Origin of the sequence: Micromonospora sp. NPDC047762 (assembly GCF_043204655.1) — a bacterium.
GTDB lineage: Bacteria > Actinomycetota > Actinomycetes > Mycobacteriales > Micromonosporaceae > Micromonospora.
This window is the reverse complement of sequence record NZ_JBIDCQ010000004.1, coordinates 420,316-445,741: the sequence shown is the minus strand read 5'-3', so window position 1 is coordinate 445,741 and position 25,426 is coordinate 420,316. Positions and strand designations below refer to the sequence as shown.

Here is a 25,426-nt window from a genome sequence, read left to right as displayed (position 1 = left end):
GTGCGGGCCGGTGTTCAGGCGGTCGGCGGTGGGGCGGCCAGTTGGTCGACGACGACGACGCTGCTGCCGGGGCGGACCTCGGCGAGCAGTTCCCGTTGACCGCTGCGGGTCAGCCGGATGCAGCCGTTGGTGGTGTTCTCGCCCAGCTCGTCGTCGTTGTGCCAGGTGTGCACCCCGATGTGCGCGCCGCGCAGCCCGGACGGGACCGACTCCGGGTCGTCGGGCACCGACCCGAGGGCGTAGATGTCCACCCCGCCGTAGACCTCCTCCGGCGGTGGGGTGCGGCCCAGGATGAAGGTGCGCCCCAGTGGGGTCTCCTGGCCCGACTGGCCGAGGCTGACCTCCCAGGAGCGCACCGCCTTGCCGGCCCGGTACCAGGTGAGCCGGTGGACCTTGCGTTCCACAACGATCTGGTCGCGCAACGCCACCGTCTCGAACCCGCCGGGCGGCAGCCAGGCGAGGCGGCGGTTGGCCGAGGGCAGCAGGACCGCCGTCCAGCCGGCGCGCCGCTGGGCGATCGGCATGGTCAGCTCGACACCGCGGATGGTCGGTTCGAGGAAGGCGCGCGGCCGACCGCCGGGCGCGTCGTACGCGGCGATCCGTCTGGTCGGGTGCGCGCCGTCGGCCAGCGGTGTGACGTCCATGCTGAACGGATCGGCGGGGAACCCGCCGGGGGCGGGGTCGTAGTCGACAACCGGCAGCCCGTCCGGGGCGGGCGCGGCCGGGGGGATCGGCTCCTCCGGGCTCTGCTCCACACTGCTCGGAGTGGGGTCGGCTGCCACCACGTCGCGGTCGGCGGGGGCCGTCGAGCTCGGGGTGAGGGCCTGGCCGACCAGCAGCGCGGTCACCAGCAGCGCGGGTACGCCGATCGCGGCGGCCACCCAGACGCCGCGACGGCGGTACGGAGTCTTTCGGTCAAACGGCACGAAACCACTCTATGGTGGCGAATGCTTCGGGGCCCCCGGTTCGGCGAGACCCGCCGTCCGGAGGCCCCGATCGCGTCAGACCCGCGCGCCGATGTGGATGGCCACCGCGTCGTGCGCCGGCACGTTCGCCGCGAACCAGCCGTTACCGTCCACCGTGATCACCGGACCGCTGCACGTCCCACCCGCGTAGGTGCCGTGGATGACGTCGCAGTACCGACCGGCGGGCAACCCCGTGTAGTAGGAGCGGCCGTTCACCGCCGCGTCCTCGTCGTTGACGGTGAGGAAACCCTTGCCGCTGCGACTGAACGCGATGTGGTTGTTGCCGTTGTCGTACCAGTTGGCCACGCCGGCACCCTCGGTGGCGTTGCGGAAGCCGACCATGTTGGCGATCACCGGCCAGCGGTGTTCGCACTCCCAGCCGGAGTAACAGGTGGCGCTGAGCGTCTTGTTGGCGCCGTCCGACGGTGGGCCGGCGTCCCGGTTGCTGAAGGTGTAGCTGGACATGACGGTCGGAGAGCCGTACGGCCAGGCCAGCATGAAGGCGTTCGCCAGCGCGTAGATGCCCCGGTCGCGGTAGGTCAGCACCCCACCGGAGTCGCGTTGGGTGTCGTGGTTGTCGACGAACACCGAGGCCGGGCCGGTGGGCAGGTGCCCCCAGCCCTCGCCGAAGTTGCGCAGGTACGCCAACCGCTCGGAGCGGAACACTCGGGCCAGGTCCTTGCCGTAGCGGAACTCGTGCACGTCACCGTTGCCGGTGTACTCGGTCGGCTGGACCGGCTCGCCGGCACCGTAGATGACCTCCTGCACGATGTACGCGGAGCGGGACAGCTTGCCCCTGATGGCGGCGATGTCGGCGGCCGGCATGTGTTTGCTGGCGTCCATCCGGAAGCCGTCGACGCCGAGCGAGAGCAGGTCGTTCAGGTACGAGGCGATCTTCGTGCGGACGTAGTCCGACTCGGTCTTCAAGTCCGAGAGGTTGACCAGTTCACAGTTCTGCACCTCGTACCTGTCGTTGTAGTTGGCGATGTCGTCGCCGCCGTTGCGCCCGCAGTGGTGGAAGTCCTGGGTCTGGTAGATGCCCGGGTAGTCGTAGTGCGAGTAGGACGAGCCGGCCCAGCCGGTGCCGCCGTTGTCCTGACCGGACATGTGGTTGATCACCGCGTCGACGATCACCTTGACCCCGGCCGCGTGGCAGGTGTTCACCATCGACTGGAACTGGGCCCGGGTGCCCTTGCGGGACTCGATCCGATAGCTGACCGGCTGGTACGCCAGCCACCACTGGTTGCCCCGCACGTGCTCCTGCGGGGGCGAGACCTGCACGTACCCGTAGCCCTTCGGGCCGAGGGTGCTCTGGCACTCGCTGGCCACCGAGGGCCAGTTCCACTCGAAGAGCTGGACGATGACCTTCTTGCCGCCGGACGGGGCGGCGACGGCCGGGGGTGCCGTCACGGCGGTGGGGACGAGCAGGCTGGCGATCAGACCGAGGGCGAGGAGCGCCGAACCACGTCGACGTCGGTGCATGGGGGACTCCTGACGGGAGCGGGAGCGGGAGCGGGGGTGGTGGTGCGGTGGGGGAGTGCCGGCTTGCCGGGATCTTGCAAGCCTGACTGAAAATTGCTGAAAGGTTACAAGCGTGTTGCGAGGACTGTCAATGCATGGGCATTCGTCACTGTCCTGATCGGTGGGTGTGAGCGGGTGGAACGCACGGCTGCGCCCCTCGGTTCGATGTCGGCCCAGAAATTTCCTTCCGCAGGTGATCCGCGCGCCCCGCCGGTCCGTACTGGATGGGGGAGCAGGGGTCGGCCGGTGGTGCGCCGCCGCGAGACGATCGAGGAGCAGATGGCCCGGGCAGAGCAGGACAAGAAGGCGGCGACGGTCCGGACCAGCGCCAGCAGTCGGGGGGTGCGCGCCCCGTCACGGTCGGCGAGCGCCCTGCTGATCGCGTCGGTGCTCGCCGCGCTCTGGGCGGCGATCATGCTGACCGGCGTTGGCCAGACGGCGTACGCGTACGGCTTCTTCTTCACCGAGTTCTTCGCCGGGGTCATCTCCCTGGTGGCGTTGAGCCTCACCGTGATGCTCGGTCTGCTCGCCACCGACCGGCTGGTGCTGCGCATCCCGCACCGGGTGCTGATGCAGTCGGCGCACCGGGCCACCGGCGTGCTGGGCGTGGCCGGGCTCGGCTTCCACGTCCTCACCAAGGTCGCCACCGGGCGGGCGGCGGCGACCGACGCGCTGGTTCCGTTCGTCGGCGGCCGTGGGCTCTACATCGGGCTCGGCACTGTGGCGGCGCTGCTGATGGTCAGCGTGATCTGGACCGGCATCATCCGCGCCCGCTTCGCCGGCGTCGGCCCGAAGTGGCTGTGGCGCACGCTGCACTCCACCGCGTACCTGGCCTGGCCGTTCGCTGTCTTCCACGGCCTCAACGCCGGTCGGGCCGCAGCGCCCTGGGTGATGTTCAGCTACCTGGGCTGCATTCTGCTGGTGGTGCTGGCCCTGCTGGTCCGGTTCTCGGTCAGCATCGGTCGGCGCAGCCGCGAGCAGCACCAGGCAGCGGTGCGCAACGCGGTGATGGTCGGCCGGGCCGAGGAGGCGAAGACCGCCAGATCGCTGCTGGCCGGGTTGGGTCGGCGCCCGAAGGCCGCCGAGAAGCGTCCCGCCTGGGCGGACACGACCACCGCCACCTGGGCCGCGCCGGCCACGCGGCGCGACCCGGAACGGTTCACCGTCCCGGTGGTGCCCGAGCCCGGTTCCCTCGTCGAGCCGGCCCGCCCGAGCCGCCGTCGGCGGGAGGAGGAGCCGGCCGCCCGCCGCGACACCGAACGGTCCTCACGCGGCCGACGTGCCGAGGAGGAGTCGACGACCCGCCGGTCGGCCCGCCGCAGCGTGGAGGAGACCGACACCCGTCGACGCGACGAGGAGGAGGTCGAGCCGGTGACCCGGCGGCGCGCCTCGCGTACCCGCGACGAGGCCGTGCCGACCGGACGGCGCCGCGTCGAGGAGCCGGCCGCCGAGCGGTCCCGTCGCCGGTCCCGCACCGAGGACGACGGCAGCCGTTACTCGGCGCCGCCGCTGCCGGCCCTCGCCGAGCCCGAGGAGCCCTGGGACAGCCCGCGCCGGTGGCAGGCCGACGAGCCGATCTCCGCCGGCCCGGTCTCCGCCGAGCCGATCTCGTCGGCGCCGCGCAGCGGCAGCGGCCGGCACAGCGTCGACGACGACCTGCCCGAGGAGCCGGACTACTGGCGTCCGCCGGCCCGGTACGTGCCGGACGAGGTGGCGCCGCCCGTCGACGACACCCCGACCCTTGTCGACCTGGCGTCCCGCCGCGCCAAGCGGGCAGCCGGCGAGGGCAAGTCCAAGCGCCGCAAGGCCAGCGCCGACGCGGTGGACGGGGCGTACTGGGCCGGGCTGCGGGGTGAGGCGAAGTGATGCGGACCGCCGTGCCACCTGTCGCCTGTGTGGGCGAGCCCCGGCTCACCGCCGGATTCGCCGAGTACGGCCGACTCGACCTGCGCGCGCACGAGGAGGTGCACGGACCGATCGGCCCGATGGAGCCCGCGCAGCTGCTCCAGCTCGCCGAGGGCATGCAGCTCAAGGGCAAGGGCGGGGCGGGGTTCCCGTTCGCCCGCAAGATGCGCGCGGTGCTGGAGTCCTGCGAGCGGCAGGACCTTGCCGCCGTGGTGGTCGTCAACGCCACCGAGGGGGAGCCGGCCAGCTGGAAGGACAAGGTGCTGCTGACCCGCGCCCCGCACCTGATCCTGGACGGTGCCGCGCTGGCCGCGTACGCGCTGGACGCCGACGAGATCGTGATCGGCGTGGCGGACGACGGGGTCGGCCGGGACTCACTGATGGACGCGCTCGACGAGCGCCGGATGCCGGTGCAGACGACGATCGTCACAGTGCCGCACCGGTTCATCTCCGGCGAGGGCGGCGCACTCGTCAACGGCATCAACGGGCTGCCGCACATCCCGCCGGGCACCAAGAAACGCTCCAGCGACTCCGGGGTCAGCGGTCTGCCCACCCTGCTGTCCAACGCCGAGACGTTTGCCCAGCTCGCCATCGGTGCCCGACTGGGCCCGTACGAGTACGCGGCGCTCGGCACCGACGACGAGCCGGGCACCGTGCTGCTCACGGTGACCGGCGCGGCGGGCCGACCGGCCGTGGTGGAGTGCACCGCCGGCATGCCGCTGCGCGACGTCCTCGACCTGTGTGAGGTGCCGGACGTCCAGGGCATCCTGATGGGCGGCTACCACGGCAAGTGGATCACCCCGGAGGCGGCGGAGAAGGCCGAGGTTTCCCGCAAGGGCCTGGCCGCTGTCGGCGGCACCCTCGGCGCGGGCATCATCGTCCCGCTCGGCGTCGACACCTGCCCGCTCGGTGAGGCCGCCCAGGTGGTGCGCTACCTGGCCGGCGAGTCCGCCGGCCAGTGCGGGCCGTGCAAGATGGGCCTGCCGGACCTGGCCCGCGCGGTGGACCTGGCCGTGGCCGGCAGCCAACCGGCGGACGTCGTGCGCGCCGCCGCCGGCGAGGTGAAGGGCCGGGGCGCGTGCAGTCACCCCGACGGCACCGCCCGGTTCGCGCTCTCCGCGATCGAGGTCTTCGTCGAGGACCTGCGGCTGCACAGCACCGGCGACGGCTGCGGCCGGCGGGTCAAGGGCATGATGGGGCTGCCGGGCGCACCCGACGCGAATCCGCAGAAGCTCACCCTGGACTGGTCCCGCTGCGACGGGCACGGCCTCTGCGCCCACGTCGTACCGGACTTCATCCGGCTCGACGCGAACGGATATCCGGCCTTCCCGGCCACCCCCGTGCCGACCTGGCTGCGCGAGGGCGCGCTGAAGGCGGTCAAGGTCTGCCCGGAGTTGGCTCTCCGACTCGCCAAGGCCGAATAGCCAAGCGTCAGGCCCACCAAGGGGTCCCTTCCGGACCGGAACGGAGAATCGGATGCGGATCAGCATGGCGTGGACAGGGGCCGGGCAGTCACGCCGCCGGACCGCAGCCGGGCAGTTGCGCCGCGGGACCGCGGCCGGGCAGGTACACCGGGCCGCTGCCGCCGGGGCGCTCGTGGTGGCACTGTTGGGTGTCGCCGCCTGCACCGGCACCGCGCCGGGTGGGCCCGCCGCCGCCGGGTCGGCCCCGGCGTCGACCGATGTCCCGTCCACCACGACGGGGGCGCCACCCGCACCGACCGGGGCAGCGTCCACGCCGACCGGCGGGCCGCCGGCCGCTCCGGCGCAGGTCCCGGACGTGCTGCGCTTCACCGGGACCACGCTCGGTGGGGCGGCGTTCGACGCGGCACGGCTCGCCGGCAAACCGGTGGTGCTGTGGTTCTGGGCGCCGTGGTGCGCCACCTGCGCCAGCCAGGCCTGGACGGTGGCCGAGATCGAACCCCGATACCGGGACGCCGTGCCGATCGTCGGCGTCGCCGGGCTGGGCGAGCGGAAGGCCATGAAGGAGTTCGTCACCGAGTTCGACCTCGGCGCGACGACGCAGATCGAGGACACCAAGGGCGCGCTCTGGAAGCGGTTCAAGGTGACCGAGCAGAGCATCTTCGTGATCATCGACCGGAACGGCGCTGTCGTGCACCACGGCTTCCTGGACGGTGAGGCGCTCACCGCCAAGGTCGCCGCACTGGCCGGGGCGTGACCGCCACACTGCTGCTCGCGCTGACCGCCGGCATGCTCGGCGCTGTCAACCCGTGCGGCTTCGCGTTGCTGCCCGCGTACCTCTCGCTGTTGGTCGCCGGGAAGTCGGACACCCGCGGCGCGGTCGGCCGCGCGCTCACCGCGGCGGCCGGGCTGACAGTGGGGTACGTGCTGGTGTTCGGCGCGTTCGGCCTGGCGCTGGCGCCGTTGGCCGGCTGGCTGCGACCCCGGCTGCCGTGGCTGACCGTGGCGCTCGGCGTGCTGCTGGTGGTGGCCGGCTGCTGGTTGCTCGCCGGTCGGCGGCTGCCCGCCCCCGGCTGGTCGGCCCGTGCACCTCGGCTGACCCGCACCTGGCCGTCGATGGTGCTGTTCGGCGCCGCGTACGCCCTGGCGTCACTCGGCTGCGCCATCGCGCCGTTCCTGGCCATCGTGGTGACCAGCCTCCAGGCCGGCTCGACCGGTCAGGGGTTGGCGCTGTTCGGCGCGTACGCCCTCGGGATGGGTCTGGTGGTCGCGGTCGCCGCGCTCGGGGTGGCGCTGGTGCGCGACGGCCTGGTGGCCCGGCTGCGCGTCGCCGGCGCGCTGGTGCCCCGCCTCAGTGGACTGGTGCTGCTGATCGCCGGCTGCTACGTCGCCTGGTACGGCTGGTACGAGCTACGGCTCGCCGCCGGCCGCCGTGATGCCCTGCACGACCCGGTCATCCGGGTGGCCGCCCAGGTCCAGCGAGCCCTGGCCGACGCCCTGGACCGGATCGGCCCGGCGGTGCTGCTGGCCGCCCTGGCCACGTTCCTCCTGGCCGCGCTCCTGGTGAAGCGCGCCCACCGCCCGCCCCCAGCCTCTGTCGATCATGAAGTTATCGCCGCGACACGCCGGGGTGACGGGCAATAACTTCATGATCAACCAGGAGGGCGCGGTGGGGATTGACCACGGCGTTACACCTGTGGCCTGAATGGACGGCGGCCGGGCCGGTGCGTTCGCACCGGCCCCGCCGCTTTCGACCGCTTCGGGGGCCGGCTAGCGCAGGGGGGTCAGGCGGTCGGTGCCCAGGCGGTCCTGGAGGACCTTGGGGACCAGGACGCTGCCGTCGGCCTGCTGATTCTGCTCCAGGATGGCCGGGAAGAGCCGGCTGGTGGCCAGTGCCGACCCGTTGAGGGTGTGCACGAAGCGGGTCTGCTTGCCGCCCGGCTCGCGGTAACGGATGGCCGCGCGACGCGCCTGGTAGTCGCCGGCCCAGGAGACCGACGACACCTCCTTGTACTTGCCAGTGCTCGGCATCCACACCTCGATGTCGAGGGTCTTCTTCATCGAGGCGCTGGCGTCACCGGCCGAGAGCAGCGTGCGCTGGTAGTGCAGTCCCAGCCCTTCGACCAGGCTCTCGGCGTGGGCGAGCATCTCCTCCAGCGCCGCGTCGGCCTGCTCCGGCAGGGTGAACTGGAAGATCTCCACCTTGTTGAACTGGTGCCCCCGCACCGTGCCGCGCTCGTCCGAGTGCGAGCCTGCGGACTCCCGCCGGTAGCACGGGGTGTACGCGAACGCCTTCAGCGGCAGCTTCGGGGTCTCCAGGATCTCGTCCTGGTACGCGCCGAGGATCGCCGTCTCCGACGTGGGCAGCAGGAACTGGCCGCGCGGGGCGGACGCCGAGTCCAGGTGGTAGACGTCGTCGTAGAACTTGGGGAACTGCCCGGCGGCGAAGCCGGCCGAGTCCAGCAGCAGGTGCGGCGGGAGCAGGAACTCGTAGCCGGCCCTGATGTGCTGGTCGACGAAGTAGTTGAGCAGCGCCCACTCCAGCCGGGCGCCGACCCCGGTGTAGATCCAGAAACCGGAACCACCGAGCTTGACCCCACGCTCGTAGTCGACCAGGCCCAACGCGCGGCTCAGCTCCACGTGGTCGCGGACCTTCTCGATCACCGGCGGCTCACCGAAGGTCTTCACCACCCGGTTGGCTTCCTTGCCGCCGGCCACGACGTCGTCGCTGGGCAGGTTGGGCAGCTCACTCATCGCGTCGCGTAGCCGGGCCTGCACCTCGTCCAGCTGGGACTCCAGCTCGGCGAGCTGCTTACGCTCCGCCTCCGGTGCGGCGGCCTGCGGCTCCTCGCCGGCCCGCTTCGCCTGCGCGTACGCCCGGGCCTCGGCCTTGCGGCGCTGCCGCTCGGCGTCGATCTCCGTGATCAGGGCGCGGCGTTCCTGGTCGAGCCGCTGGATCTCGTCCAGGGCACGGGTGACCTCGGCGGGATCCAGACGCTTCGCCAGCGCGGTCGCCACCGCCTCGCGATCCTTCCGGATCAACTCCATGTCGAGCATGCTGCTCCGTACGCCTCCGTCCGGGGTTCACTGGTGAACCATCAGATGCTACCGTCGCGGCCCTCTCGGCCCGGGACGGGGAGGTTCTCCAGCCGGATCGGCATCAGCACCGAGTAGGTGTCGGCGTCATCGGGTCGGCGTACGGCCAGCGGTGCGATCGGCCCATCCAGCTCCAGCACCAGTTGCGGTGCGCCGGCCGCGTTCAGCGCGTCCAGCAGGTAACCGCCGTCCACCCCGACCCGCAGCGCGTCAGTGCCCAGGTCGGCGGCGGGAAGCAGCCGCAGCCCGCCCTGGTCGTCGACGCCGAGCACGGTGACCGGCCGGGTCGTGCCGTCGTGGTCGAGGGCGACAGTGGGTGCCGCCGGGTCGGCCAGCGCGGCGCGCAGCGCGGCCACGTCCACCGGGATCCGGCGCGCGGTCGGTCGCTCACCGACGGACTTACGCAACAGCCGGTGGTAGTCCGGGAAGTCGTACGGCAGGGCGGCGGCGGTCAGCGTGCGGTCGGCCACCCGCACCCGCAGGTCCGTGCCCGCCACCGTCAGCCGTACCGGCCAGGTGTCGCCGGTGTCGAGCAGCGGCCGGAGCTGGTCGACGAGGGCCACCGGCAGGAACACCCGCACGGGCGGCCCGTCGACGTCGGCCCCGGCCCGAGCCAGCGCGAGCCGGTACCGGTCGGTGGCGACGAGCCGGACGCCGTCGGACTCCACGTCGAACAGCACCCCGGCCAGCATCGGCAGCTCCGGGTCGACGCCGACGGCGAAGCGCACCGCGTCGAGCGCTGCGGCCAGGGCGGTGGGGGTGACCAGGAGTGTGGTGGCGGTCGGCGGGGCCGGGTCCACCAGGGCGCGGAGGCGGTCGACCTCGCGGCGGGCGTCGCTGAGCCCGTCGGCCAGCCGACGCAGGTGCGCGTCGAGCAGGTGGTGCACCACTGCCGGCTCGGCGCGTACCGCGGCGGCGATCTCCGGCACCGGCATGCCGATCCGACGCAGCCCGGCCACCAGCCGGGCCGGGGCGATCTGCCCCTCGGTGTACCAGCGGTAGCCGGTCACCGGGTCGACCAGGGTCGGCTCCAGCACACCGGCCGAGTCGTAGAAGCGCAGTGCGCTGACGGTCAGGCCGCTGGCTCGGGCCAGCTCGCCGATGCTGTGCAGGTCACTCACGCTGGGCATCCTGCCCCCTCGACCCGGTTGAGGGTCAAGCGGCGGGCTCCCGCGTCTCCTGCTTGAGCACCCGGAAGGTGAGGCCGGCCCGGACGAGCCGGTCGAGCAGCGCGTCACCCATCGCGGCGACCGGGGTGAGCTGACCGGCGGTCGACGGCAGCTCGTCGAGCGCCAGGCACAGCGCCGACTCGGCGAGCATCTTCGCCGTCTCGTCGTAGCCGGGGTCACCGCCGGCGACCTCGGTGACCACCCGCCGCCCGCCGCCGGTGCCGACGAACCGGACCCGGAACCAGGACGATGCCCGCTGCTCCGCCGTGGGCCCCTGCCCGGACGCGAGCCGGCCGAGCAGCCAGCGTCGGCTGGGCGGCAGCTTCACCAGCCCGATCAGCGCGCCGAGCCCGGCCGCACCGGCCAGCACGGTGGGCAGCCGCTTCACGGCGGCGAAGTGCCGGTAGCGGAAGTCCGGGCCGTACTCCGGGCGGGCCGCAGCCGAGCGGCGGACCACCTGCGGGTCGATGGTCGGCAGCGGCACGGTCCAGATGCCCAGCTCCGCCGAGCGGGCCAGCCGGCCGGGCACCGCCCGGACGCGCCGGTCGGTGGGGCGCGGCTCGACCGCCCGACGGTCCCGGGCGGCCTGGCTGGCCTGCCCGGTACGGGAGAACGCGGTGAGCGCCGAGTGGTAGGTGCCGGCGGAGAACCGACCGCCGGCGCGTACGTACCCGTCCACTGTGATCGGGACGTCGGTGGGCAGCTGTTTGACGGTGAACCAGACGCCCAGGTCGTGCGGGACGGAGTCGAAGCCGCAGGCGTGCACCAGCCGCGCGCCGGTGCGTGCCGCCTCGGCGTGGTGACGCACGTACATGAGGTCGACGAACTCCGGCTCGCCGGTGATGTCCAGGTAGTCGGTGCCGGCACGGGCGCACGCCCCGACCAGCGGCTCCCCGTGGTGGATGTACGGGCCGACAGTGCTGGCCACCACCCGGGCGCTCTCCGCCACCGCCCGCAGGGACTCGGCGGCGGTCACGTCGGCGGTGAGCAGCGGCAGGTCGGCCAGGCCCGGGTCGATCGCGGCGAGCCGGTCCCGCAGGGCGGCGAGGCGCTGCGGGTTGCGCCCGGCCAACGCCCAGCGCAGCTCGGCCGGCGCGTGCCGGGCCAGGTATTCGGCGGTCAGGCCGCCGGTGAACCCGGTCGCTCCGAACAGCACCACGTCGTACGTTCGCTCGCCAGTCATCCTCAGAGTCTGCCATTCGTGGTCGCCGATCAGCGATCACGAGGAGGCGGTCACGGCGTGAACACGGCGCGTACGCAGCCGTCGGCCCGGTCCCGGAACAGCGCGTACCCCTCGGGGCCCTGCGCCAACGGCAGCCGGTGGGTGGCCAGGTGTTCGGTCCGCAGCTCGTCGCGGGCCATCCGGTCCAGCAGCATCGGCACGTCCCGCAGATCCGGCCGACCGGCGCCGCGCAGCGTGAGTCGCCGTTCGGTCAGCGCGCCCAGCGGGAACGCGTCGACGAACCCGCCCGTCGTGCCGAGCACCACCACCACACCGCTCTTGCGGCACGCGTGCACTGCCTCACGCAGCGCGTCCGGTCGGTCGGCGTGCTGGCCACCGAACCGGTCGGCCCTCGACCGGGCCGGTGGCGTGCCGACCGCCACCACGCACACGTCCGGCCCGCGCCCACCGCTTCGGTCGCGCAGTTCGGCCGCGACGTCGGTGTGGCGGTAGTCGAGCGGCTCGGCGTCGGAGTGCCGCTCGGCCATCCGCAGCCGCTGCTCGTGTCGGTCCACGACCAGCACCCGGGCGGCTCCGCGCAGCACCGCCGCCCGGGCGGTCACCTGACCCACCGCCCCGGCGCCCCAGATCGCCACCACGTCGCCGGGACGCACCGCACCCAACTCGGCGGCGAGCCACCCGGTAGGCGCCACGTCCGCCGCGAACACCGCACGGTCGTCGGCGACGGCGTCCGGCACCCGGAACGCGCTCACATCGGCGTACGGCACCCGCACGTACTCGGCGTGGCCGCCAGCGAAACCGCCCGCCGCCCGGGGTCGGCCGAAACAGCCTGCGTCGGAGCGGGCCCAGTCGGGGTCGGCGCTGGGCAGGTCGGCGTGGGCGTTGTCGCAGCAGGAGTGCAGGCCCTGGCGGCAGTACCAGCAGCCGCCGCAGGCCACGCTCGCACCGACGACCACCCGGTCGCCGGCGCGGTGTCGGCGGACCCCGGGGCCGACCTCCACCACCTCGCCCAGGAACTCGGCGCCGAGCACCTCGCCGGGCCGCAGCAGCGGGTGCCGGCCGGCCAGCAGCGGCAGGTCACCGCCGCAGGTGGCGCTGCGCCGAACCCGGACGATGACGTCACGCTCGTTGCGCAGCTCCGGGTCGGGGACCTCGCGTACGGCCAGTTCGCCGGGGGCCACCCAGCAGAGCGCTCTCACCCGGGGACCTCGGGGCGGTCCAGCGCCGAGCGGTCCGCGCGGAGCACCTCACCGGCCTCCACCCGTTGCTTGATCTGGCGCAGGGTCCGGCGGACCAGCAGACCCGGGTCGTCGCCGACGACGTGGGCGGCGAGCCCGGTGGGCGGTGTGACGCCGGCCAGCGGTCGGGCGGCCAGTTCGGTGCCCCGGTCACCGGGCGCCGGGCGCACCCGCACCTCGACCGCCCCGTCCAGGCGACGCAGCGGCTCCGGCCAGCGGCCCTCCGGCAGCACCTGCTCCGGCGGCCGGTCGACGGTCACCACCTCCCACCGGGCCGACGCTGCGGCGTCACCGTCCGCGCCGTGCCGGCCACGTGGTGCGGCGTCGCCGTCCGCGCCGTGCCGGCCAGCCCGACGGGGTACGCGCAGCAGCCGCGCCGCCCCGGCCAGCGCCGCCCCACCGAGGGCGGGTCCCGCCCGCGCCAGCCGTCCCATCGGTACCACCCGTCCTCCCGGTTCACGTCCCCCGATCGTCGGTCGCACCCGGGTGAAGCGCGCTCGCCCGGAAGGGGTGAACCGGCCCGTGCCGGGTAACCGCTCGCCGACCGGGGGCGGAGCGCGTGGTGGGGGTGGGGCTGGGTGCCGGAACAGGATCACGTACGGGTCGAACCGGCATCGGGGCCACCGCTGTTGGCGTCCCGGCTGACGCCGGCCGTGCCGCCGGAGCCGGTGGTCGCCCGGCCCCGCCTGCTGCGCCGGTTGGACGAGGGCAGTGCGGGACCGGTCACCCTGGTCGCCGCTCCCGCCGGCTGGGGCAAGACCACCCTGCTCGCGTCCTGGACACGGCTGGGCGGCGCGCCGCCCGACGTGGAGCCGGGCGGGATGGTGCCGGACAGCGGTGACCTGTCGGTCTCGTCGGCTGACGTCCCGGTCTCGGCGTGGATGTCGGTGGAGGCAGGCGACGACTCCGACCGGCTCTGGGCGTACCTCGCCGCGGCGCTGCGTTCGGCGACCGGGGCGACGGAGGGCGGCCCGGTGCCCGACCGGCCGCCCCGCCCCGACCAACTGGAGGCGCTGGCCGCCATGCTCGCCGCCGCCGACCGGCCGGTGCTGCTGATCCTGGACGACCTGCACCGGGTCGCCGACCCGGCGGCGTTGACCGGCCTGGAGTTCCTGCTGCGGCACGCCGGGCGGCGGCTCCGTCTGGTGATCGGCGCGCGGGCCGGACTGCACCTGCCACTGCACCGGCTCCGTCTCGCCGGCGAGCTGACCGAGATCGGCCCGGACGAGCTGGCGTTCACCGACGACGAGGTGGCCGACCTGCTCACCGCCCACGCCGCCGCGCTGCCGGCGACCGCTGTGCGCCGGCTGCGGGAGCGCACCGGCGGCTGGCCGGCCGCGCTGCGCATCGCCGCCCTCGCGGTACGCGGACAGTCCGACCCGGAACGCTGGGTGGGGCAGTTCGGCGGAGACCACCCGGAGATCGCCGGCTACCTGCGCGAGGAGGTGCTGGCGACGCTCGACCCGGCCGAGGAGGAGCTGCTGCGCCGTACCGCAGTCGTCGACACCGTCAGCGCCGACCTGGCCGAAGCGCTGACCGGCCGCGCCGACGCCGGGCAGGTGCTGGCCGACCTGGCCGGGACCGGTGGTCTGCTGCACCGGGAGGACACCCGGCCGCCCTGGTACCGGTACGACTCCCTGCTCGCCGAGCTGCTCCGCGCCGACCTCGCCCGGTTGCCCGTCGACGAGCTACGCGACCTGCACGTCCGGGCCGCCGACTGGTACGCGGCTGACGGGCGGCCCGCCGACGCTCTGCGGCACGCCCTGGCCGCCGGCCGCTGGGACCTGGCCGGTGACCTGTTCGTCGCGCACTGGCCGGAGCTCACCCGCTACGACCGGGACCCGGTGCACGCCCCGGCACCCACCCCGCCGCCGGCGGAGGTGATCCGGGCCGACCCGGAGGTGGCGCTGGCCTGCGCCGCCGAGCGCGCGTACGCCGGTGACCTGCCGGCCGCCACCGGTCACCTGCGGGCCGCCGCCGGGCACGCCGCAGGGCTGCCGGTGCCGCGCCGGGACCGGTTCCTGCGGTTGGTCACCGCGCTGGAGCTGACAGTGGCCCGGCTCGCCGACGACCGCAGCGAGGCCCGGGCCGCCGCCGCTCGCCTGCTGCGGACCCGACCGGCGGAAGCCACTCCCACCGGGCTGCCGACCGGGGTTTCCAGTTCCGCCCCGACGGCCGGTGGCGGCGGCACCGCCGACGACCTGGACCTGCGGGCGTTCACCGGTACCGCGCTGGGGCTGGTCGAGTTGGCCGACGGGGCGCTGCCCACCGCCCGGTTCGTGCGGGCCCGGGCGGCCGCGCGGGAAGCCGGCCGGCCGCGCACCGAGCTGGTCGCCACAAGCCGCGCCGCGCTGCTGCTCGCGGTTCGCGGCGAGCTGCGGGCAGCCGAGCAGGCGGCCAGGGAGGCGCTCGGCATGCCGCCCTGTCGGGGCTGGTCCTGTCGGCTCGACTGCGGCCACGCGTACCTGGCTCTCGCCGTGGTGGCACTGCTGCGCGACCAGCCCGAGGAGGCCGCCGCGAACCTCGCCCTCGCCGTCGGGGCGCTCGACGTCACGCACGGCTGGGCCGGCGACCCCGCCCTGGGCGACCCCTCCCTGGGCGGCGACTGGCTGGCCGCCGCCTCCGACGAGCCGGTGGCGGCGGCGGTGGCTGCGCTGTGCCGGGCACAGCTACGCCGCGACTCCGGTGACCCGGCGACCGGCCAGCGGCTGCTCGTCCAGGCCCGGGAGGCGCTGGCCGACCGGCCGTCCGCCGACGAGCTGACCGGCCTGCTGCGGGCCGCCGAGGCCGAACTGCGGGCCGCGCGGGGCGACCTGGACTCCGCCCGCGACCTGCTGGCCGACGCCGCCGACGAGGGGGCCGACCCGGTGCTCGCCGTGACGTTGGCGAAGGTGCAGCTGCGGGCCGGTGACGCCGCCGTCGCCGAGCGGACCCTGCCGGACTGGCAGGCGCCGGCCGCCACGGCCTGGCCGCTACCGGTACGCCTGGACGCCGGTCTGCTCGACGCGGTGCTGGCCCAGCGCGCCGGGGACGGGCGTCGGGCGGGTCGGATCCTGGAGCAGACGCTGAGCCTGGCCGGCCCGCAGGGCTGCCGCAGGGTCTTCACCCGCGCCGAACCACCGGTGCGGGACCTGTTGGCCGCGCACCTGGACGCGGGCACCGCGCACTTCACGCTGGTCAGTGACCTGGTGCGGGGCGCGGGACAGGGCGCCGCCGGGCCAACCGCCGGGCCGGGGGGCGCGCTCGACGAACCGCTCACCGAACGGGAGCTGACGATTCTGCGCTACCTGCAGAGCATCCTGTCCAACGTGGAGATCGCCGCAGAGTTGTCCCTCTCGGTCAACACCGTCAAGACCCACGTCCGCAACATCTACCGGAAACTCGACGCGACCCGCCGGCGCGAGGCGGTCCGGCGGGCGCGCGAGCTGCGTCTGATCTGAGCGGGTCAGGCGTTCGCGGCGGCATCCGCTGCCGTCAGCAGGTCGGGCAGGTCGTACCCGCCGTCGTGCCTGATGCCGTTCACGAACAGGGTGGGGGTGCCGTTCACCCCGCTGCGGATGCCCCCCACGAAGTCCCGACGCACCCGGTCCGCGTGCGCACGGTTCTCCACCTCGGCGTTCAACTCGTCCGGCGGCAAGCCGACCTGCTCGACGCCGAGCGAGAGGTGCACCGGGTCGAGCTGGTCCTGATGCTCGTAGAGCCAGTCGTGCATCTCCCAGAACCGGCCCCGGACCCCGGCGGCCTCGGCCGTCTCGGCGGCCCGTTCGGCGTACGGGTGCACGTTGGCGATCGGGAAGTAGCGGTAGACCAGCCGTACGGTGTCGGCCCGCTGCCGCAGCAACTCGTGCAGGTTCGGGTACGCGGCACCGCAGAACTGGCACTGGAAGTCGCCGTACTCGACGATGGTCACCGCCGCGTCGGCCGGCCCCCGGATGTGGTCGTCGGTGGTCACCGGGTCTCGAAGTCGGGCGGTGACCTGCAGTGGCGTGCTCATCGGGCCATCACCTTCCGATCGGCGGCGAGTTGGTCCAGCGCGTCGAAGATCCCGTCGGCGCCGGGGTTGACGTCGGGCGGCGACAGGTAGCTCCAGGTCACCTTCCCCGCCGGGTCCAGCACCACGAGCGCGCGTGCCGCCTCACCGTTGGGCATGTACGCGCCGTAGCTGCGGGCCACCTCGCCCTTGGGCTCGAAGTCGGACAGCAGGGGGAACTCGATGCCCCGGCTCTCCGCGAACGCCCGGTGTGACCAGATGCTGTCCACCGACAGGCCGAGCACCACCGCCTGGTACTGGGCGAAGACGGGTGCCGCCGACTGGTAGAGCGACATCTGGTCACCGCAGACCGGGCTCCAGTCGGCGGGGTAGAAGGCGAGCACTACCGGCCGGCCACGGAACTGCTCGGGCCCCAGCAGGGCCCCGTCCGGGGTGGCCGGCAGGGTGAAGCCGGGTGCGGTGCGCCCCGGTTGGATCAGCCCGTTCGGATCACTCATGCCACCAGCCTGCTCCCGGGGTGGGTGAGACGGGCTCACCCACCCCGGGTGGTTTCCCGCCCGTTCAGCGCCCGCTGAGCGGGCGCCCGCGCCCGCTCAGCGCAGCACCGGGGCGACCGCGATGTGGTTCTGCACCTCCCGGATGCCCGGTGCGGACCAGGCCACCTGCTCGACCTCGGCCCGTTCGGGCATCGAGTGCACCAACCCGGCGAGGATCGCGGTGTCGCCGTGCACCCGGACGCTGATCCGTTCGGCCTCGGTCGCTCCGGCCCGGGCGAGGGCGTCGACGATCCGGTCGGCCAGGTTGCGGGCGTCCGGCGCGCTGGCAGGTCGGACGGTGATGCCGTTGCTCACCCCGCGTACGCCGGTCAGCCGGGCCACCGCGCGTTCGGCCGCCCGGCGTTGGTACTCCCACTCGACGTCGCCGTGCAGCGTCACCCAGCCGGCGGAGACGGTGACCTGGAGCTTCTCGATGGGTACGAACGCGTCCCACTCCAGCCCGTGGCTGGCCGCGGCGGCCAGGTCGCTGTCGTCGCGCTCGGTGCCGTTGGTGAGCTGCACGGCCAGGTCGTTCGCGACGGCCCGGACCGAGGCGACCCGGTGGGTGGCTCGTTCGGCGGCCCACTTCTTGGCGTAGCTGTCCACGCGGCCGGTCAGGGTGACGACGCCCTCGGCGACGGTGACGCCGATCTCGTGCGGCTGCACCCGTGGTTCCCAGGTCAGCTCGTCGAGCACGGCGGACTGGATGTCCTGGTCGGTGCGACTGATCTCCGCGATGGCCATCTGTCCCTCCTCCGCTGTTCCGATGGCGGACCGGGTGCTGGCCGCGGCCGGAGGTCCGCCGTGCTGCGATCCTGCCGCCGCCCCGGGTGAGCCGCCCTCGCCCGGACCGGGTGACGGAGGGGTCCGACCTGGGCGGGGCGAGTGGGGGAGCGCGTCGAACATCGATGATGGGAGCGCTTCCAAAGCGAGCTGCTTTCGGTTACGGTAATCGCATTCCTCGATTGCGGGAGCCGTCGCGTCGGGTGGTGGAGTCAGGGCAGCTCTACCCGTCTCGTCGTCGTGCTCGTCCCCCGGGCCACGGCGGCAGTCAGGTGATCAATCCCGTCCCCCGGGGCCCGATCCCGAGAGGAACCGCCCTTGCGCAGATCAGTCCGGCGACCTCCACCGGCGCCGACGTCCACTTCGGCCTGCCACCGACCGGCAGCCTCGGAGTATCGCGCCGACAACCACCCAGACCTGCCGTCGTGACGGGCGCGAGCCACTGAGCGGGTGATCCGGACGGGACCCCGGATCACCACCGATGCACCGGTCCGCCGGGCCGCCTGAGGGGTCCGGCACCCGGCGGACCGGGTTCCACCCGAGCGGGCGGATGACAGCGGGCCCCGCCCGACCGGGGTCGAGCGGGGCCGATGGTGGTGCTGTCGGTCAGACGGCGGGGGAGTTGGGGCGGTCGACGTCGACGAACTCCACGTCGTCGACCGTGTCGTCCCGGCTGCCGGCGGCCCGCGCGGCGGAGCCGACGGCCCACCCGACCGCCGCGCCGACGAGCGCGGCGCCGATCAGGAGCGTCCAGGGCAGTGCCGGCTGGCGGCCGGCGAGCGCGTCGAAGGCCAGCGAGGCGCGGCGTCGCGCCTCCTCGGCGGCGGAGCCCACCAGGTCACCCGCCCCGTCGGCGAGGTCGCTGCTGTTCTGGCGGGCCGATCGGGCGGTGTCCCGCACACTGTCACCGGCGTAGCTGACCGCTGAGAGCAGGTGCTCCCATGCCTGGTCCGCGATCCGCTCCGGCTTGCTGCGGCGGTCCAGCAGGTTGGTTCCGAACATCGTGGTTACCTCCTCAGGTGCCGAAGCCGCCGGCCACTTCGGACTTCGGCGTCTTTCCAGCGCGTCACGGTGTCGCCTACCCCGCAGTGCCCCGGGTCAGCCGGACGCAAACCCCGAGCTGCACGCAGCACCGGTAGCCCGGCGCGCCGGGAACCTGCGCGCCACCGAATCAGCGCACCACTGACACGGCGACACCTCGGGCGAAGTCGTCGTCATCGTCGTCATCGTCGCCTCCCCCGCCGAAACCGCAGGCCAGGACGAGGGCGAGCAGAACACCGACGCCGGCCAGCCCGGCAAGTCGCTTGATCATCGAAGATCCTCTCCGTAGCGGTGGTGTCCAGGCCGATGCTAGGGCGCGTCGGCAACCGGGGGGCGCGGGCCGCGCCGGCCGACGGTGGGCGACACGCCGACGGCACACGGGGCGGGCGTACGTCATGGGCCGCATGTCGGGCGCGCCGGTTCCGGACCGCTACCCTGGTTCGGCGGCGGGCCGGTCCCGACTGATCGCCGATGGTCAGATAACGAAAAGTCTTGAGTAATCAGATACTGAAAAGTACGGATATGGGTGGCTTTGTGGGCCCGGATCCGTGAATTGCTCATCCCGAGGGGTGGCGACCGAGGCCGTCAGAGGAATACTCTCGGTCGCGGCCCGCGTACTGATGAGGCGCCCGGGGGACGGGCGGGTGGAGGTGCTCGCGTGAGCCTGTCGATCGTGAAGTCGGTTCTGTCCGGTGGTGTCGTGGAGATCGCCCCGCGGGGTGAGATCGACGTCGACACAGCGTACGAGGTGCGCGAAGCGATCGCAGAGGTGCTGGCCAAGGGCCGCCCGCTGCGCATCGAACTCAACATGAGGTTGGTCACCTTCATCGACTCGGTCGGCATCAGCGCCATGGTCGCCGGCTTCCAGACGGCCGAGGTCAGCGACGTCAAGCTGGTGGTGACCCAGCCGAGCCGGTTCGTGCACCGGCAGCTCTGGGTGACCGGCCTGCTCGGCCTCTTCGGTGCCCCGGAGCCCTACTTCGCCGGCGCTGCCACCCCCGAGGTGCTGCCCGGCGCCTGAGCGCGCCGGGTCTCCCCGTCAGGGTTGCTCGTCCAGACCGGTCAGGTCGATGTCGGTCGCCTCGGTGACCGCTCGGATGGCCGTCACCGACGCGTACCCGGCGGCCAGCAACGCCACGTCCGTGCCCGGCTGTGCGGCCTGCCCCGGCTCCTCCAGCGAGGTACGGACGAACCCGTGGCCGGATTCGGCCACCGTCATCTGCACCTGGCCGAAGCTGGCCAGGGTGCCGCGCCGCACCCCACGCAACTGCCCGTGCGGCAGGTCCGGGGTGTTCACGTTGAGCACGCTCTCCATGGGCGCGGAGGTCAGGCGGGGGAGCAGGTCCAGGGCGACCCGCGCGGCGGTGCCCCAGTGCCGCTCGGCGTCGCGTATCCGGGCTGCGGCATCCACTGCGGCGCCACCGCTCGCGGCCGTCGCCTCGCCCACGGAGAGCACGTCCAGGGAGACCGCCATCGCCCGGCAGCCGTTGCTGGCGGCGGTGAACGCGGCGCCCACGGTCCCGGAGTGCAGCACCGCCCGGCCGGCGTTGGCGCCCCGGTTGACGCCGGAGAGCACCACCGACGGCGGTGGTCCGAACGCCCCGTGCAGGGCGATCAGCGTGATGAAGCCAGGGGACCCGGCGACCCCGTACGTCGGCACCCCCGCCAGGTCCGGCAGCGGATGGTCGTTCACGACGACCCGTCCGTCGCGCTCCACGGCGCTCATCGCGGCACTGGTGCCGCTCGCCTCCTCCATCGGTGCGGCCACGACGACGTCCAGGCCCCGCTGCCTGGCTGCCCAGGCCAGCGCCTGGATGCCCGGCGCGGCGACCCCGTCGTCGTTGGTGATCAACACCCGCAGGGTCATCGCTCGACCACCCGGCCGGCCAACTCGTCCGGGGTGGTCCGCTCCTGTTGACGGCTGTCCGCCGGCACCAGCCGGACCCGGTCCACCAGGCCGGTGATCGAGTCCAGCCGCCCGGTGCCCAGGCCGTGCCGGGTCACGTTCAGGGCGCCAGCGGCGGCGCCGGTGCGAATGGCGGTCCGAATGTCGCCGCCCCTGGCCACGACGGCGGCCACTCCGGCCGTCATCGAGTCGCCCGCGCCGCGTGGGTCGGCGGCCTCCAGCCGGGGCATCTCGACCTGGAACAGCTCCCCGTCGATGAGCGCCAACGCCGGCTGGTCGGCGCGGCTCACCACCACGGTCTCGGCGCCGCCCGCGTGCAACTCGTACATGGCCCGGGTCAGCTCCTCGGTGTCGTCGCTGCGGGCGCGGCCGTCGCGGATCAACTCCTCGTGACTGACCTTGAGGAAGAACACCCCGCTCTCCAGCACCGAAGCGAGGTGATCGCCGGAGAGGTCGACCACCACCCGAGCACCGTTCGCGCCGAGGTCGGCGGCGAAGCGTCGGTACAGGTCGGCCGGTACGAGCCACGGTTCGTTCGGCCCACTGAGGATGCTCACCGAGGCCCGCAGGCCCTCGCCGAGGGCGAGGTTGTACAGCTCGTCGATCTCGTGCCGGCTCAGCGGCTGTCCGGGCACGTCGGCGATCTCCTGCCGGGAGCCGTCGCGGCGATCGTGCACGTACCCGCCGCTGCCGGAGTCACGGACCACCACCTTGAGGTCCACACCCTCGCTGACCAGCAGTGGCTCCAGCACCTGGCCGATCTCACCGCCGAGGGCGGCGCAGAGCACCACGTGGACTCCGAGGGAGAGCACCATCCGGGCCTGCCAGACGCCCTGCCCGCCGGGGTGCAGGTGCAGCTCGGGGTGGTCGTTGGGCTGGTCCACCATCACCGTCAGCTGTGGGGTGGGCGCGAAGACCATCACGTGCCCACTCATCGGTCGTCGCCGTTCATGCTGGCCGCCCTCCGGCACCTTCGGGATATTTCGTACTAACCGACCTTAATGGCGCAGGTGGTGGCAGGTCGTCGCATCAGCCCGGTCCGGCGCGGCGCTGAGGGTCAGTGGGGCGTTGCCAGCCAGACATAGGTACGGGACGATCGGGCGACCAGACGACGGCGGGAGACGGTGTGCTCAGCAGCGATACCTTCAGCTACACCGTCCAGGCCCGGTGCTCACCCGCCGAGGCGGCAGCGTTGCTCAGCGACCTGACCCGGCAGGGCGAGCTGCATCCGCTGATCGTGCGGGTTCGCCGGGTACCGCCCCGGCCCGGCGCCCATGCGAGCTACACGATCAACGACCGGTTGGCGGCCGGTCCGCTGCGCTTCCGGACCACCTACCACGCGGACGTGCTGATCAGCGAGGCCGACGAGATCGTCATGGTGGCCCGCCAGTGGCCGGCCACCACGGTGCGAAACCACACTCGACTACGCGCCGAGCCGGACGGCCTGACCCGCGTCGACGTCGAGATCACCCTGACCGCGCCGAGGCCCCTGTTCCGCTACGCGTTCCGCCAGGCCCAGGCCGCTCACCTCGCCCTGGCCACCCGGCTGGGCGCCGCCCTAGACCGCACCACCAACACCCCGCCCCCCAACCCCTGACCCACCCCGCCCCGTGGCCGACCCCGTGCGGCGCCCCTCGGCGCGCCGATCTTGCACTTTCGGCTGTCGATATCAGTGGGATGAAGCCATATGTCGGCGCAGCAAGTGCAAGATCGCGGGCGCGTAGGGCGGGCAGGGCGGGCAGGGCGGGGTGTGGGGGCGTTAGATCGGGGTTGGCGTGCTGTTGCGGGTCGGGCGGGTGGTGGGACGTCGGCCCCACGGCTTGTAGGTGGAGAGCACTGTCGCGATGACCATCAGGCTGGTCGACACCGCCGGCGCGATGACCAGGTCAGCGCGATCGCGGGCGGGCAGGGCGGCGCCGACCGCTCCGGCGTGACGCAGATTCGGGGTGAGCAGGAACAGCACCAGCCCGACCATCACCGTGGTGAGCACGAGCTTGACCAGCACCCAGCGGTGGCGCAGCAGGCCCCATGGGGTGAGCAGCGAGCTGGCGACTCCGATCAGCCAGACCAGGACGCTCAGCGGCGCGAACAGCACCGTGCCGACCAGGGCCGTGACCGGATAGACCACCGCCGGGTCGGCGCCCCGCTGCACGGCGACGCCGAGGGTGAGCAGCACCAGGTCGGCGCCGAGCCAGCCGAGCGAGGTGACGAGGTGCAGGGTGAGCAGCGCCTTGCGGGTGGTGGGTCGGATCCGAGGCATACCGCGATGCTGCCCGCCGGCCGCGGCCGGGTCGTCCGACGAGCGACGACATCAGGGGTACGCCCGGTGACGTAGCCCGGCCCCGGACGCACGTGATGCCTGTGAGCATCAGTGGCTCACAGGCATCACGACGCGTGGGTCAGTAGACCGACAGGTGTACGTGGTTGGTGTGGTCGGTCGACGGGGTGCCTTGCGCCCCGCTGTACGACTTCCACCCGCTGCTGGGCAGCCAGATCTGCCTGTACCAGATCACGTAGAGCACGGCGAGCCGGTCCGCGTTGCGGATGAAGTACGCGGCCAGGTTGCTGCCGTACGTCTTGTCGCCGCCGGTGGCGTTGCCGCCGAAGCCGTTCTTCTGCGCCGCGAAGTCGCAGGCCCGGCCCTTCGGGTGTTCACCCGAGCCGCTGGGGCGGTGGCACGAGACGTACCGGGTGAATCCCGCGGCCTTGGCCTGGTTGAGCGCGTGCAGGGTGCGCGGGGTGATGCAGCCGTTGGCCGGCGTGGGGTCGTTGACGCTGCACGACTCGGAGGGCCAGGAGCCGTCGGAGTTGCGCGGTGCGGCCTTCGCGTTGGCGCTGGAGGTGCCCCGGTTGGAGCCGGCGTCGGCAGTGGTCTGCGGCTTGGGCGTGGTGGCCACGGTCAGGGCCCGTTCGGCCTGCTCCTTGCGCTTGGCCATCACCGCGACCTGCTTGCGCTGTTCGTTGATCTCGCCGTCCAGGGCGACGCGGGTGCGGTTGGCCTTGTCCTTGGTGTCCAGCAGGTCGCGCAGCACCCGGTCCTCGTTGGCCGCCACCGCGTCCAGCGCGGCCGCCCGGTCCATGAAGCCTTCCGGGGTGTTGCTGTTGAGCAGCGCCGACACCGCACCGAGCCGGCCGGTGCGGTAGGCGACCTCGGCGATCTCGCCGACCTTGCCGTTGCGCTGGTCGATCTCGACCTCGATGGTCTTCAACTGGGTGCCGAGCTGCTTCTGCCGTTGCACTGAGGTGTCCAGGGCGCGCTTCGCGTCCAGGTAGCCCTTGCTGGCCGCCTCAAGCTGGGCCCGCAACGCCGGGGTGCCGCCCTCCTCGTCGGAGTCGGGTGCGGCGGCCCGCAGGCCGGTCGGGGGTGCGGCCGAGGCGGTGCCGGCCGGAAGCGCGACGCCGAGGGCGAACATCGCGACGATCAGGGCCGCCAGTCGGGCGGCGGGTGGTCGTGCTGGTGCCACTGCGCATGTCCTTCCGTCAGCCGCCGACCGGGTTAGCTGACGGGTTCGGGACGGAAGATCCCTACCGCTGACGCGGATACACCCCAGGAACATGGTTCCCCGGTTCGCCCAGGTGGGCGATTAGGCGGCGACCGCCACCGGCGCCGGGAGGGCGCCGCCTGGTGACGGCCGGGACCGAGCCTACCGGTGCGGGTGGGGCCGCTGCAGCCGATGTGACGGACGGTGCGTGCGTCACCACGGAAATCGACGAACCGGTCACCATTCGATGGAGCCGCAGGCTCCAGAAGCGGCGCCGGGCTCGATCTGCAAGGTCGCGTGTTCGATGCGGAAGTCGTCGTGCAGGGCCGTACGTGCCGCGGTGAGCACCGCGCCGACCTCCGCGCCCGGTGCCATGGTCAGGTGGGCGGAGGCCACCTCCATGCCCGAGGTGAGCGTCCAGACGTGCAGGTCGTGCACCTCGACGACACCGGGGACGGCGGCGAGCCGGTCGTGCACGGCGGTCACCTGGAGGTGCTCCGGGGCGGCCTGCACCAGGATGCGGATGGCGGCGCGGGCCAGCCGCCAGGTGCGCGGCAGGATGAACACGCCGATGGCGACCGCGACCAGAGGGTCGGCCCACCACCAGTCGGTGACGGTGATGAGCAGCGCCGCGCCGATGACGCCGACCGAGCCGAGCAGGTCACCGAGCACCTCCAGGTAGGCGCCCTGGAGGTTGATGCTCTCCCGGGCTCCGGCGCGCAGCAGCGCGAATGCGGCGATGTTCGCGAGCAGGCCGAGCACGGCCACCGCGAGCATCGGGCCGGCGATGACCTCATGCGGGTCACCGAAGCGGCGGATCGCCTCGACCACCACGTAGATCGCGACGCCGGAGAGCAGGACGGCGTTGGCCAGCGCGGCGAGCACCTCGAGCCGGTAGAGCCCGAAGGTGCGCTGCGGGTCGCCGGTGGCCCGCCGGGTCGCCGTGATGGCGGCGAGCGCCATCCCGATGCCGAGCACGTCGGTGAACATGTGCCCGGCGTCGGAGAGCAGGGCGAGCGAGCTGGTGTGCAGTGCGACCACCGCTTCGACCACCATCAGGGTGGCGAGCAACCCGAAGGCCGCCCAGAGCCGACCTCGGTGCTGGTGTGCGGCATTGGCGACGGACCCATGGTGGTGGTCATGACCTGCGCCCACGAGAACCACCTTCCGCCGCTGGTCGGGACCCGGT

Annotated in this window: 24 protein-coding genes and 1 riboswitch; of the genes, 7 read left to right on the top strand and 17 right to left on the bottom strand. The window is 73.2% G+C overall.

The genetic code is table 11. From position 1 onward, the window contains the following. Nucleotides 1-14: 14 nt before the first annotated feature. Together ACGF3C_RS16045 and ACGF3C_RS16040 are read right to left on the bottom strand one after the other, a co-directional pair. Nucleotides 15-926 (bottom strand): L,D-transpeptidase, encoded by a 912-nt coding sequence (locus ACGF3C_RS16045; protein ID WP_393222505.1) that lies wholly within the window; start codon nt 924-926, stop codon nt 15-17. A 75-nt stretch (nt 927-1,001) separates the two neighbouring features. Next, the gene (locus tag ACGF3C_RS16040; protein WP_393222502.1) at nt 1,002-2,447 is read right to left on the bottom strand and encodes an alpha-amylase family glycosyl hydrolase; all 1,446 of its coding nucleotides are present in this window, start codon (nt 2,445-2,447) and stop codon (nt 1,002-1,004) included. A gap of 285 nt (nt 2,448-2,732) precedes the next feature. Here ACGF3C_RS16040 and ACGF3C_RS16035 point away from each other — a divergent pair, with 285 nt between their 5' ends. From ACGF3C_RS16035 to ACGF3C_RS16020, 4 genes are read left to right on the top strand one after another with little or no spacing between them, the layout of a single operon-like run. Then, nucleotides 2,733-4,352 carry a ferric reductase-like transmembrane domain-containing protein gene (locus ACGF3C_RS16035; RefSeq protein WP_357223863.1) on the top strand — a complete coding sequence of 540 codons (1,620 nt, stop codon included), beginning with the start codon at nt 2,733-2,735 and terminating at the stop codon, nt 4,350-4,352. Further along, nucleotides 4,352-5,815, top strand: a complete 1,464-nt coding sequence (locus tag ACGF3C_RS16030; RefSeq protein ID WP_357223860.1) for an NADH-ubiquinone oxidoreductase-F iron-sulfur binding region domain-containing protein — start codon at nt 4,352-4,354, stop codon at nt 5,813-5,815. Before ACGF3C_RS16035 ends, ACGF3C_RS16030 begins: the two co-directional genes overlap by 1 nt. 52 nt (nt 5,816-5,867) lie before the next feature. Next, nucleotides 5,868-6,569, top strand: a complete 702-nt coding sequence (locus ACGF3C_RS16025; RefSeq protein ID WP_393222497.1) for a TlpA family protein disulfide reductase — start codon at nt 5,868-5,870, stop codon at nt 6,567-6,569. Beyond that, the gene (locus ACGF3C_RS16020) at nt 6,566-7,456 is read left to right on the top strand and encodes a cytochrome c biogenesis CcdA family protein (protein WP_357234947.1); all 891 of its coding nucleotides are present in this window, start codon (nt 6,566-6,568) and stop codon (nt 7,454-7,456) included. The genes ACGF3C_RS16025 and ACGF3C_RS16020 overlap by 4 nt, the downstream gene beginning before the upstream one ends. A 126-nt stretch (nt 7,457-7,582) precedes the next feature. Here the strand turns inward: ACGF3C_RS16020 and serS are convergent, their stop codons facing one another. Genes serS through ACGF3C_RS15995 form a run of 5 tightly spaced genes read right to left on the bottom strand, consistent with a single transcriptional unit; the run spans nt 7,583 to nt 12,932 of the window. Continuing rightward, complete coding sequence (gene serS / locus ACGF3C_RS16015; protein ID WP_393222494.1) at nt 7,583-8,869, bottom strand: serine--tRNA ligase; 1,287 nt, start codon at nt 8,867-8,869, stop codon at nt 7,583-7,585. Nucleotides 8,870-8,910: 41 nt separating this feature from the next. Further along, nucleotides 8,911-10,038: a MerR family transcriptional regulator gene (locus ACGF3C_RS16010; protein ID WP_357231272.1), complete on the bottom strand. Its 1,128-nt coding sequence runs from the start codon at nt 10,036-10,038 to the stop codon at nt 8,911-8,913. A gap of 25 nt (nt 10,039-10,063) precedes the next feature. Beyond that, nucleotides 10,064-11,260 carry a saccharopine dehydrogenase NADP-binding domain-containing protein gene (locus tag ACGF3C_RS16005; RefSeq protein ID WP_357231269.1) on the bottom strand — a complete coding sequence of 399 codons (1,197 nt, stop codon included), beginning with the start codon at nt 11,258-11,260 and terminating at the stop codon, nt 10,064-10,066. Nucleotides 11,261-11,310: 50 nt separating this feature from the next. After that, nucleotides 11,311-12,459 (bottom strand): alcohol dehydrogenase catalytic domain-containing protein, encoded by a 1,149-nt coding sequence (locus tag ACGF3C_RS16000; protein WP_357231266.1) that lies wholly within the window; start codon nt 12,457-12,459, stop codon nt 11,311-11,313. After that, nucleotides 12,456-12,932: a hypothetical protein gene (locus ACGF3C_RS15995; protein ID WP_393222489.1), complete on the bottom strand. Its 477-nt coding sequence runs from the start codon at nt 12,930-12,932 to the stop codon at nt 12,456-12,458. The genes ACGF3C_RS16000 and ACGF3C_RS15995 overlap by 4 nt, the downstream gene beginning before the upstream one ends. A gap of 144 nt (nt 12,933-13,076) precedes the next feature. On the opposite strand from ACGF3C_RS15995, the gene ACGF3C_RS15990 reads away from it, so the two are divergent. After that, nucleotides 13,077-15,938 carry a LuxR C-terminal-related transcriptional regulator gene (locus ACGF3C_RS15990; RefSeq protein WP_393222486.1) on the top strand — a complete coding sequence of 954 codons (2,862 nt, stop codon included), beginning with the start codon at nt 13,077-13,079 and terminating at the stop codon, nt 15,936-15,938. 5 nt (nt 15,939-15,943) lie between these two features. Here the strand turns inward: ACGF3C_RS15990 and ACGF3C_RS15985 are convergent, their stop codons facing one another. The 5 genes from ACGF3C_RS15985 to ACGF3C_RS15965 form a co-directional block, all read right to left on the bottom strand. Continuing rightward, the gene (locus ACGF3C_RS15985; protein ID WP_091409221.1) at nt 15,944-16,492 is read right to left on the bottom strand and encodes a DsbA family protein; all 549 of its coding nucleotides are present in this window, start codon (nt 16,490-16,492) and stop codon (nt 15,944-15,946) included. Then, nucleotides 16,489-16,986, bottom strand: coding sequence for a redoxin domain-containing protein (locus tag ACGF3C_RS15980; protein WP_393222482.1), 498 nt, complete (start codon nt 16,984-16,986; stop codon nt 16,489-16,491). The genes ACGF3C_RS15985 and ACGF3C_RS15980 overlap by 4 nt, the downstream gene beginning before the upstream one ends. 96 nt (nt 16,987-17,082) lie before the next feature. Further along, on the bottom strand, nt 17,083-17,769 hold the full coding sequence (locus ACGF3C_RS15975) for a BON domain-containing protein (protein ID WP_357221881.1): 687 nt from the start codon (nt 17,767-17,769) through the stop codon (nt 17,083-17,085). A gap of 645 nt (nt 17,770-18,414) precedes the next feature. Then, entirely contained in the window at nt 18,415-18,810 is a 396-nt protein-coding gene (locus tag ACGF3C_RS15970) for a hypothetical protein (protein WP_355008803.1), read from the bottom strand. Nucleotides 18,811-18,979: 169 nt separating this feature from the next. Continuing rightward, nucleotides 18,980-19,120, bottom strand: coding sequence for a hypothetical protein (locus tag ACGF3C_RS15965; protein WP_181541235.1), 141 nt, complete (start codon nt 19,118-19,120; stop codon nt 18,980-18,982). Nucleotides 19,121-19,507: 387 nt separating this feature from the next. On the opposite strand from ACGF3C_RS15965, the gene ACGF3C_RS15960 reads away from it, so the two are divergent. Next, nucleotides 19,508-19,870 carry an STAS domain-containing protein gene (locus ACGF3C_RS15960; protein ID WP_088949581.1) on the top strand — a complete coding sequence of 121 codons (363 nt, stop codon included), beginning with the start codon at nt 19,508-19,510 and terminating at the stop codon, nt 19,868-19,870. 18 nt (nt 19,871-19,888) lie between these two features. On the opposite strand, the gene surE is transcribed toward ACGF3C_RS15960, so the two are convergent. Together surE and ACGF3C_RS15950 are read right to left on the bottom strand one after the other, a co-directional pair. After that, nucleotides 19,889-20,716, bottom strand: coding sequence for a 5'/3'-nucleotidase SurE (gene surE / locus ACGF3C_RS15955; RefSeq protein ID WP_393222474.1), 828 nt, complete (start codon nt 20,714-20,716; stop codon nt 19,889-19,891). After that, nucleotides 20,713-21,690 carry a PfkB family carbohydrate kinase gene (locus ACGF3C_RS15950; RefSeq protein WP_357221887.1) on the bottom strand — a complete coding sequence of 326 codons (978 nt, stop codon included), beginning with the start codon at nt 21,688-21,690 and terminating at the stop codon, nt 20,713-20,715. Before ACGF3C_RS15950 ends, surE begins: the two co-directional genes overlap by 4 nt. 191 nt (nt 21,691-21,881) lie before the next feature. Here ACGF3C_RS15950 and ACGF3C_RS15945 point away from each other — a divergent pair, with 191 nt between their 5' ends. Then, nucleotides 21,882-22,352, top strand: a complete 471-nt coding sequence (locus tag ACGF3C_RS15945; protein ID WP_357221889.1) for an SRPBCC family protein — start codon at nt 21,882-21,884, stop codon at nt 22,350-22,352. A 162-nt stretch (nt 22,353-22,514) separates the two neighbouring features. Here the strand turns inward: ACGF3C_RS15945 and ACGF3C_RS15940 are convergent, their stop codons facing one another. The 3 genes from ACGF3C_RS15940 to ACGF3C_RS15930 all read right to left on the bottom strand — a co-directional run bounded on the left by ACGF3C_RS15940 (nt 22,515) and on the right by ACGF3C_RS15930 (nt 25,392). Next, on the bottom strand, nt 22,515-23,015 hold the full coding sequence (locus ACGF3C_RS15940) for a hypothetical protein (protein ID WP_357221891.1): 501 nt from the start codon (nt 23,013-23,015) through the stop codon (nt 22,515-22,517). A gap of 139 nt (nt 23,016-23,154) precedes the next feature. Beyond that, the gene (locus ACGF3C_RS15935) at nt 23,155-24,219 is read right to left on the bottom strand and encodes a coiled-coil domain-containing protein (protein ID WP_393222470.1); all 1,065 of its coding nucleotides are present in this window, start codon (nt 24,217-24,219) and stop codon (nt 23,155-23,157) included. A 5-nt stretch (nt 24,220-24,224) separates the two neighbouring features. Next, a riboswitch (cyclic di-AMP (ydaO/yuaA leader) is annotated at nt 24,225-24,356 on the bottom strand. Between the two features lie 118 nt (nt 24,357-24,474). Further along, the gene (locus tag ACGF3C_RS15930) at nt 24,475-25,392 is read right to left on the bottom strand and encodes a cation diffusion facilitator family transporter (protein ID WP_393222468.1); all 918 of its coding nucleotides are present in this window, start codon (nt 25,390-25,392) and stop codon (nt 24,475-24,477) included. Between the last annotated feature and the right edge of the window lie 34 nt (nt 25,393-25,426).

What these genes read in the sequence shown, in the direction of transcription:
- ACGF3C_RS16040 (WP_393222502.1), bottom strand. Translation starts at nt 2,447, where the DNA reads ATGCACCGACGTCGACGTGGTTCGGCGCTCCTCGCCCTCGGTCTGATC.
- ACGF3C_RS16030 (WP_357223860.1), top strand. Translation starts at nt 4,352, where the DNA reads ATGCGGACCGCCGTGCCACCTGTCGCCTGTGTGGGCGAGCCCCGGCTC.
- ACGF3C_RS16025 (WP_393222497.1), top strand. Translation starts at nt 5,868, where the DNA reads ATGCGGATCAGCATGGCGTGGACAGGGGCCGGGCAGTCACGCCGCCGG.
- serS (WP_393222494.1), bottom strand. Translation starts at nt 8,869, where the DNA reads ATGCTCGACATGGAGTTGATCCGGAAGGATCGCGAGGCGGTGGCGACC.
- ACGF3C_RS16010 (WP_357231272.1), bottom strand. Translation starts at nt 10,038, where the DNA reads ATGCCCAGCGTGAGTGACCTGCACAGCATCGGCGAGCTGGCCCGAGCC.
- ACGF3C_RS16005 (WP_357231269.1), bottom strand. Translation starts at nt 11,260, where the DNA reads ATGACTGGCGAGCGAACGTACGACGTGGTGCTGTTCGGAGCGACCGGG.
- ACGF3C_RS15995 (WP_393222489.1), bottom strand. Translation starts at nt 12,932, where the DNA reads ATGGGACGGCTGGCGCGGGCGGGACCCGCCCTCGGTGGGGCGGCGCTG.
- ACGF3C_RS15985 (WP_091409221.1), bottom strand. Translation starts at nt 16,492, where the DNA reads ATGAGCACGCCACTGCAGGTCACCGCCCGACTTCGAGACCCGGTGACC.
- ACGF3C_RS15980 (WP_393222482.1), bottom strand. Translation starts at nt 16,986, where the DNA reads ATGAGTGATCCGAACGGGCTGATCCAACCGGGGCGCACCGCACCCGGC.
- ACGF3C_RS15975 (WP_357221881.1), bottom strand. Translation starts at nt 17,769, where the DNA reads ATGGCCATCGCGGAGATCAGTCGCACCGACCAGGACATCCAGTCCGCC.
- ACGF3C_RS15970 (WP_355008803.1), bottom strand. Translation starts at nt 18,810, where the DNA reads ATGTTCGGAACCAACCTGCTGGACCGCCGCAGCAAGCCGGAGCGGATC.
- ACGF3C_RS15965 (WP_181541235.1), bottom strand. Translation starts at nt 19,120, where the DNA reads ATGATCAAGCGACTTGCCGGGCTGGCCGGCGTCGGTGTTCTGCTCGCC.
- surE (WP_393222474.1), bottom strand. Translation starts at nt 20,716, where the DNA reads ATGACCCTGCGGGTGTTGATCACCAACGACGACGGGGTCGCCGCGCCG.
- ACGF3C_RS15950 (WP_357221887.1), bottom strand. Translation starts at nt 21,690, where the DNA reads ATGAGTGGGCACGTGATGGTCTTCGCGCCCACCCCACAGCTGACGGTG.
- ACGF3C_RS15940 (WP_357221891.1), bottom strand. Translation starts at nt 23,015, where the DNA reads ATGCCTCGGATCCGACCCACCACCCGCAAGGCGCTGCTCACCCTGCAC.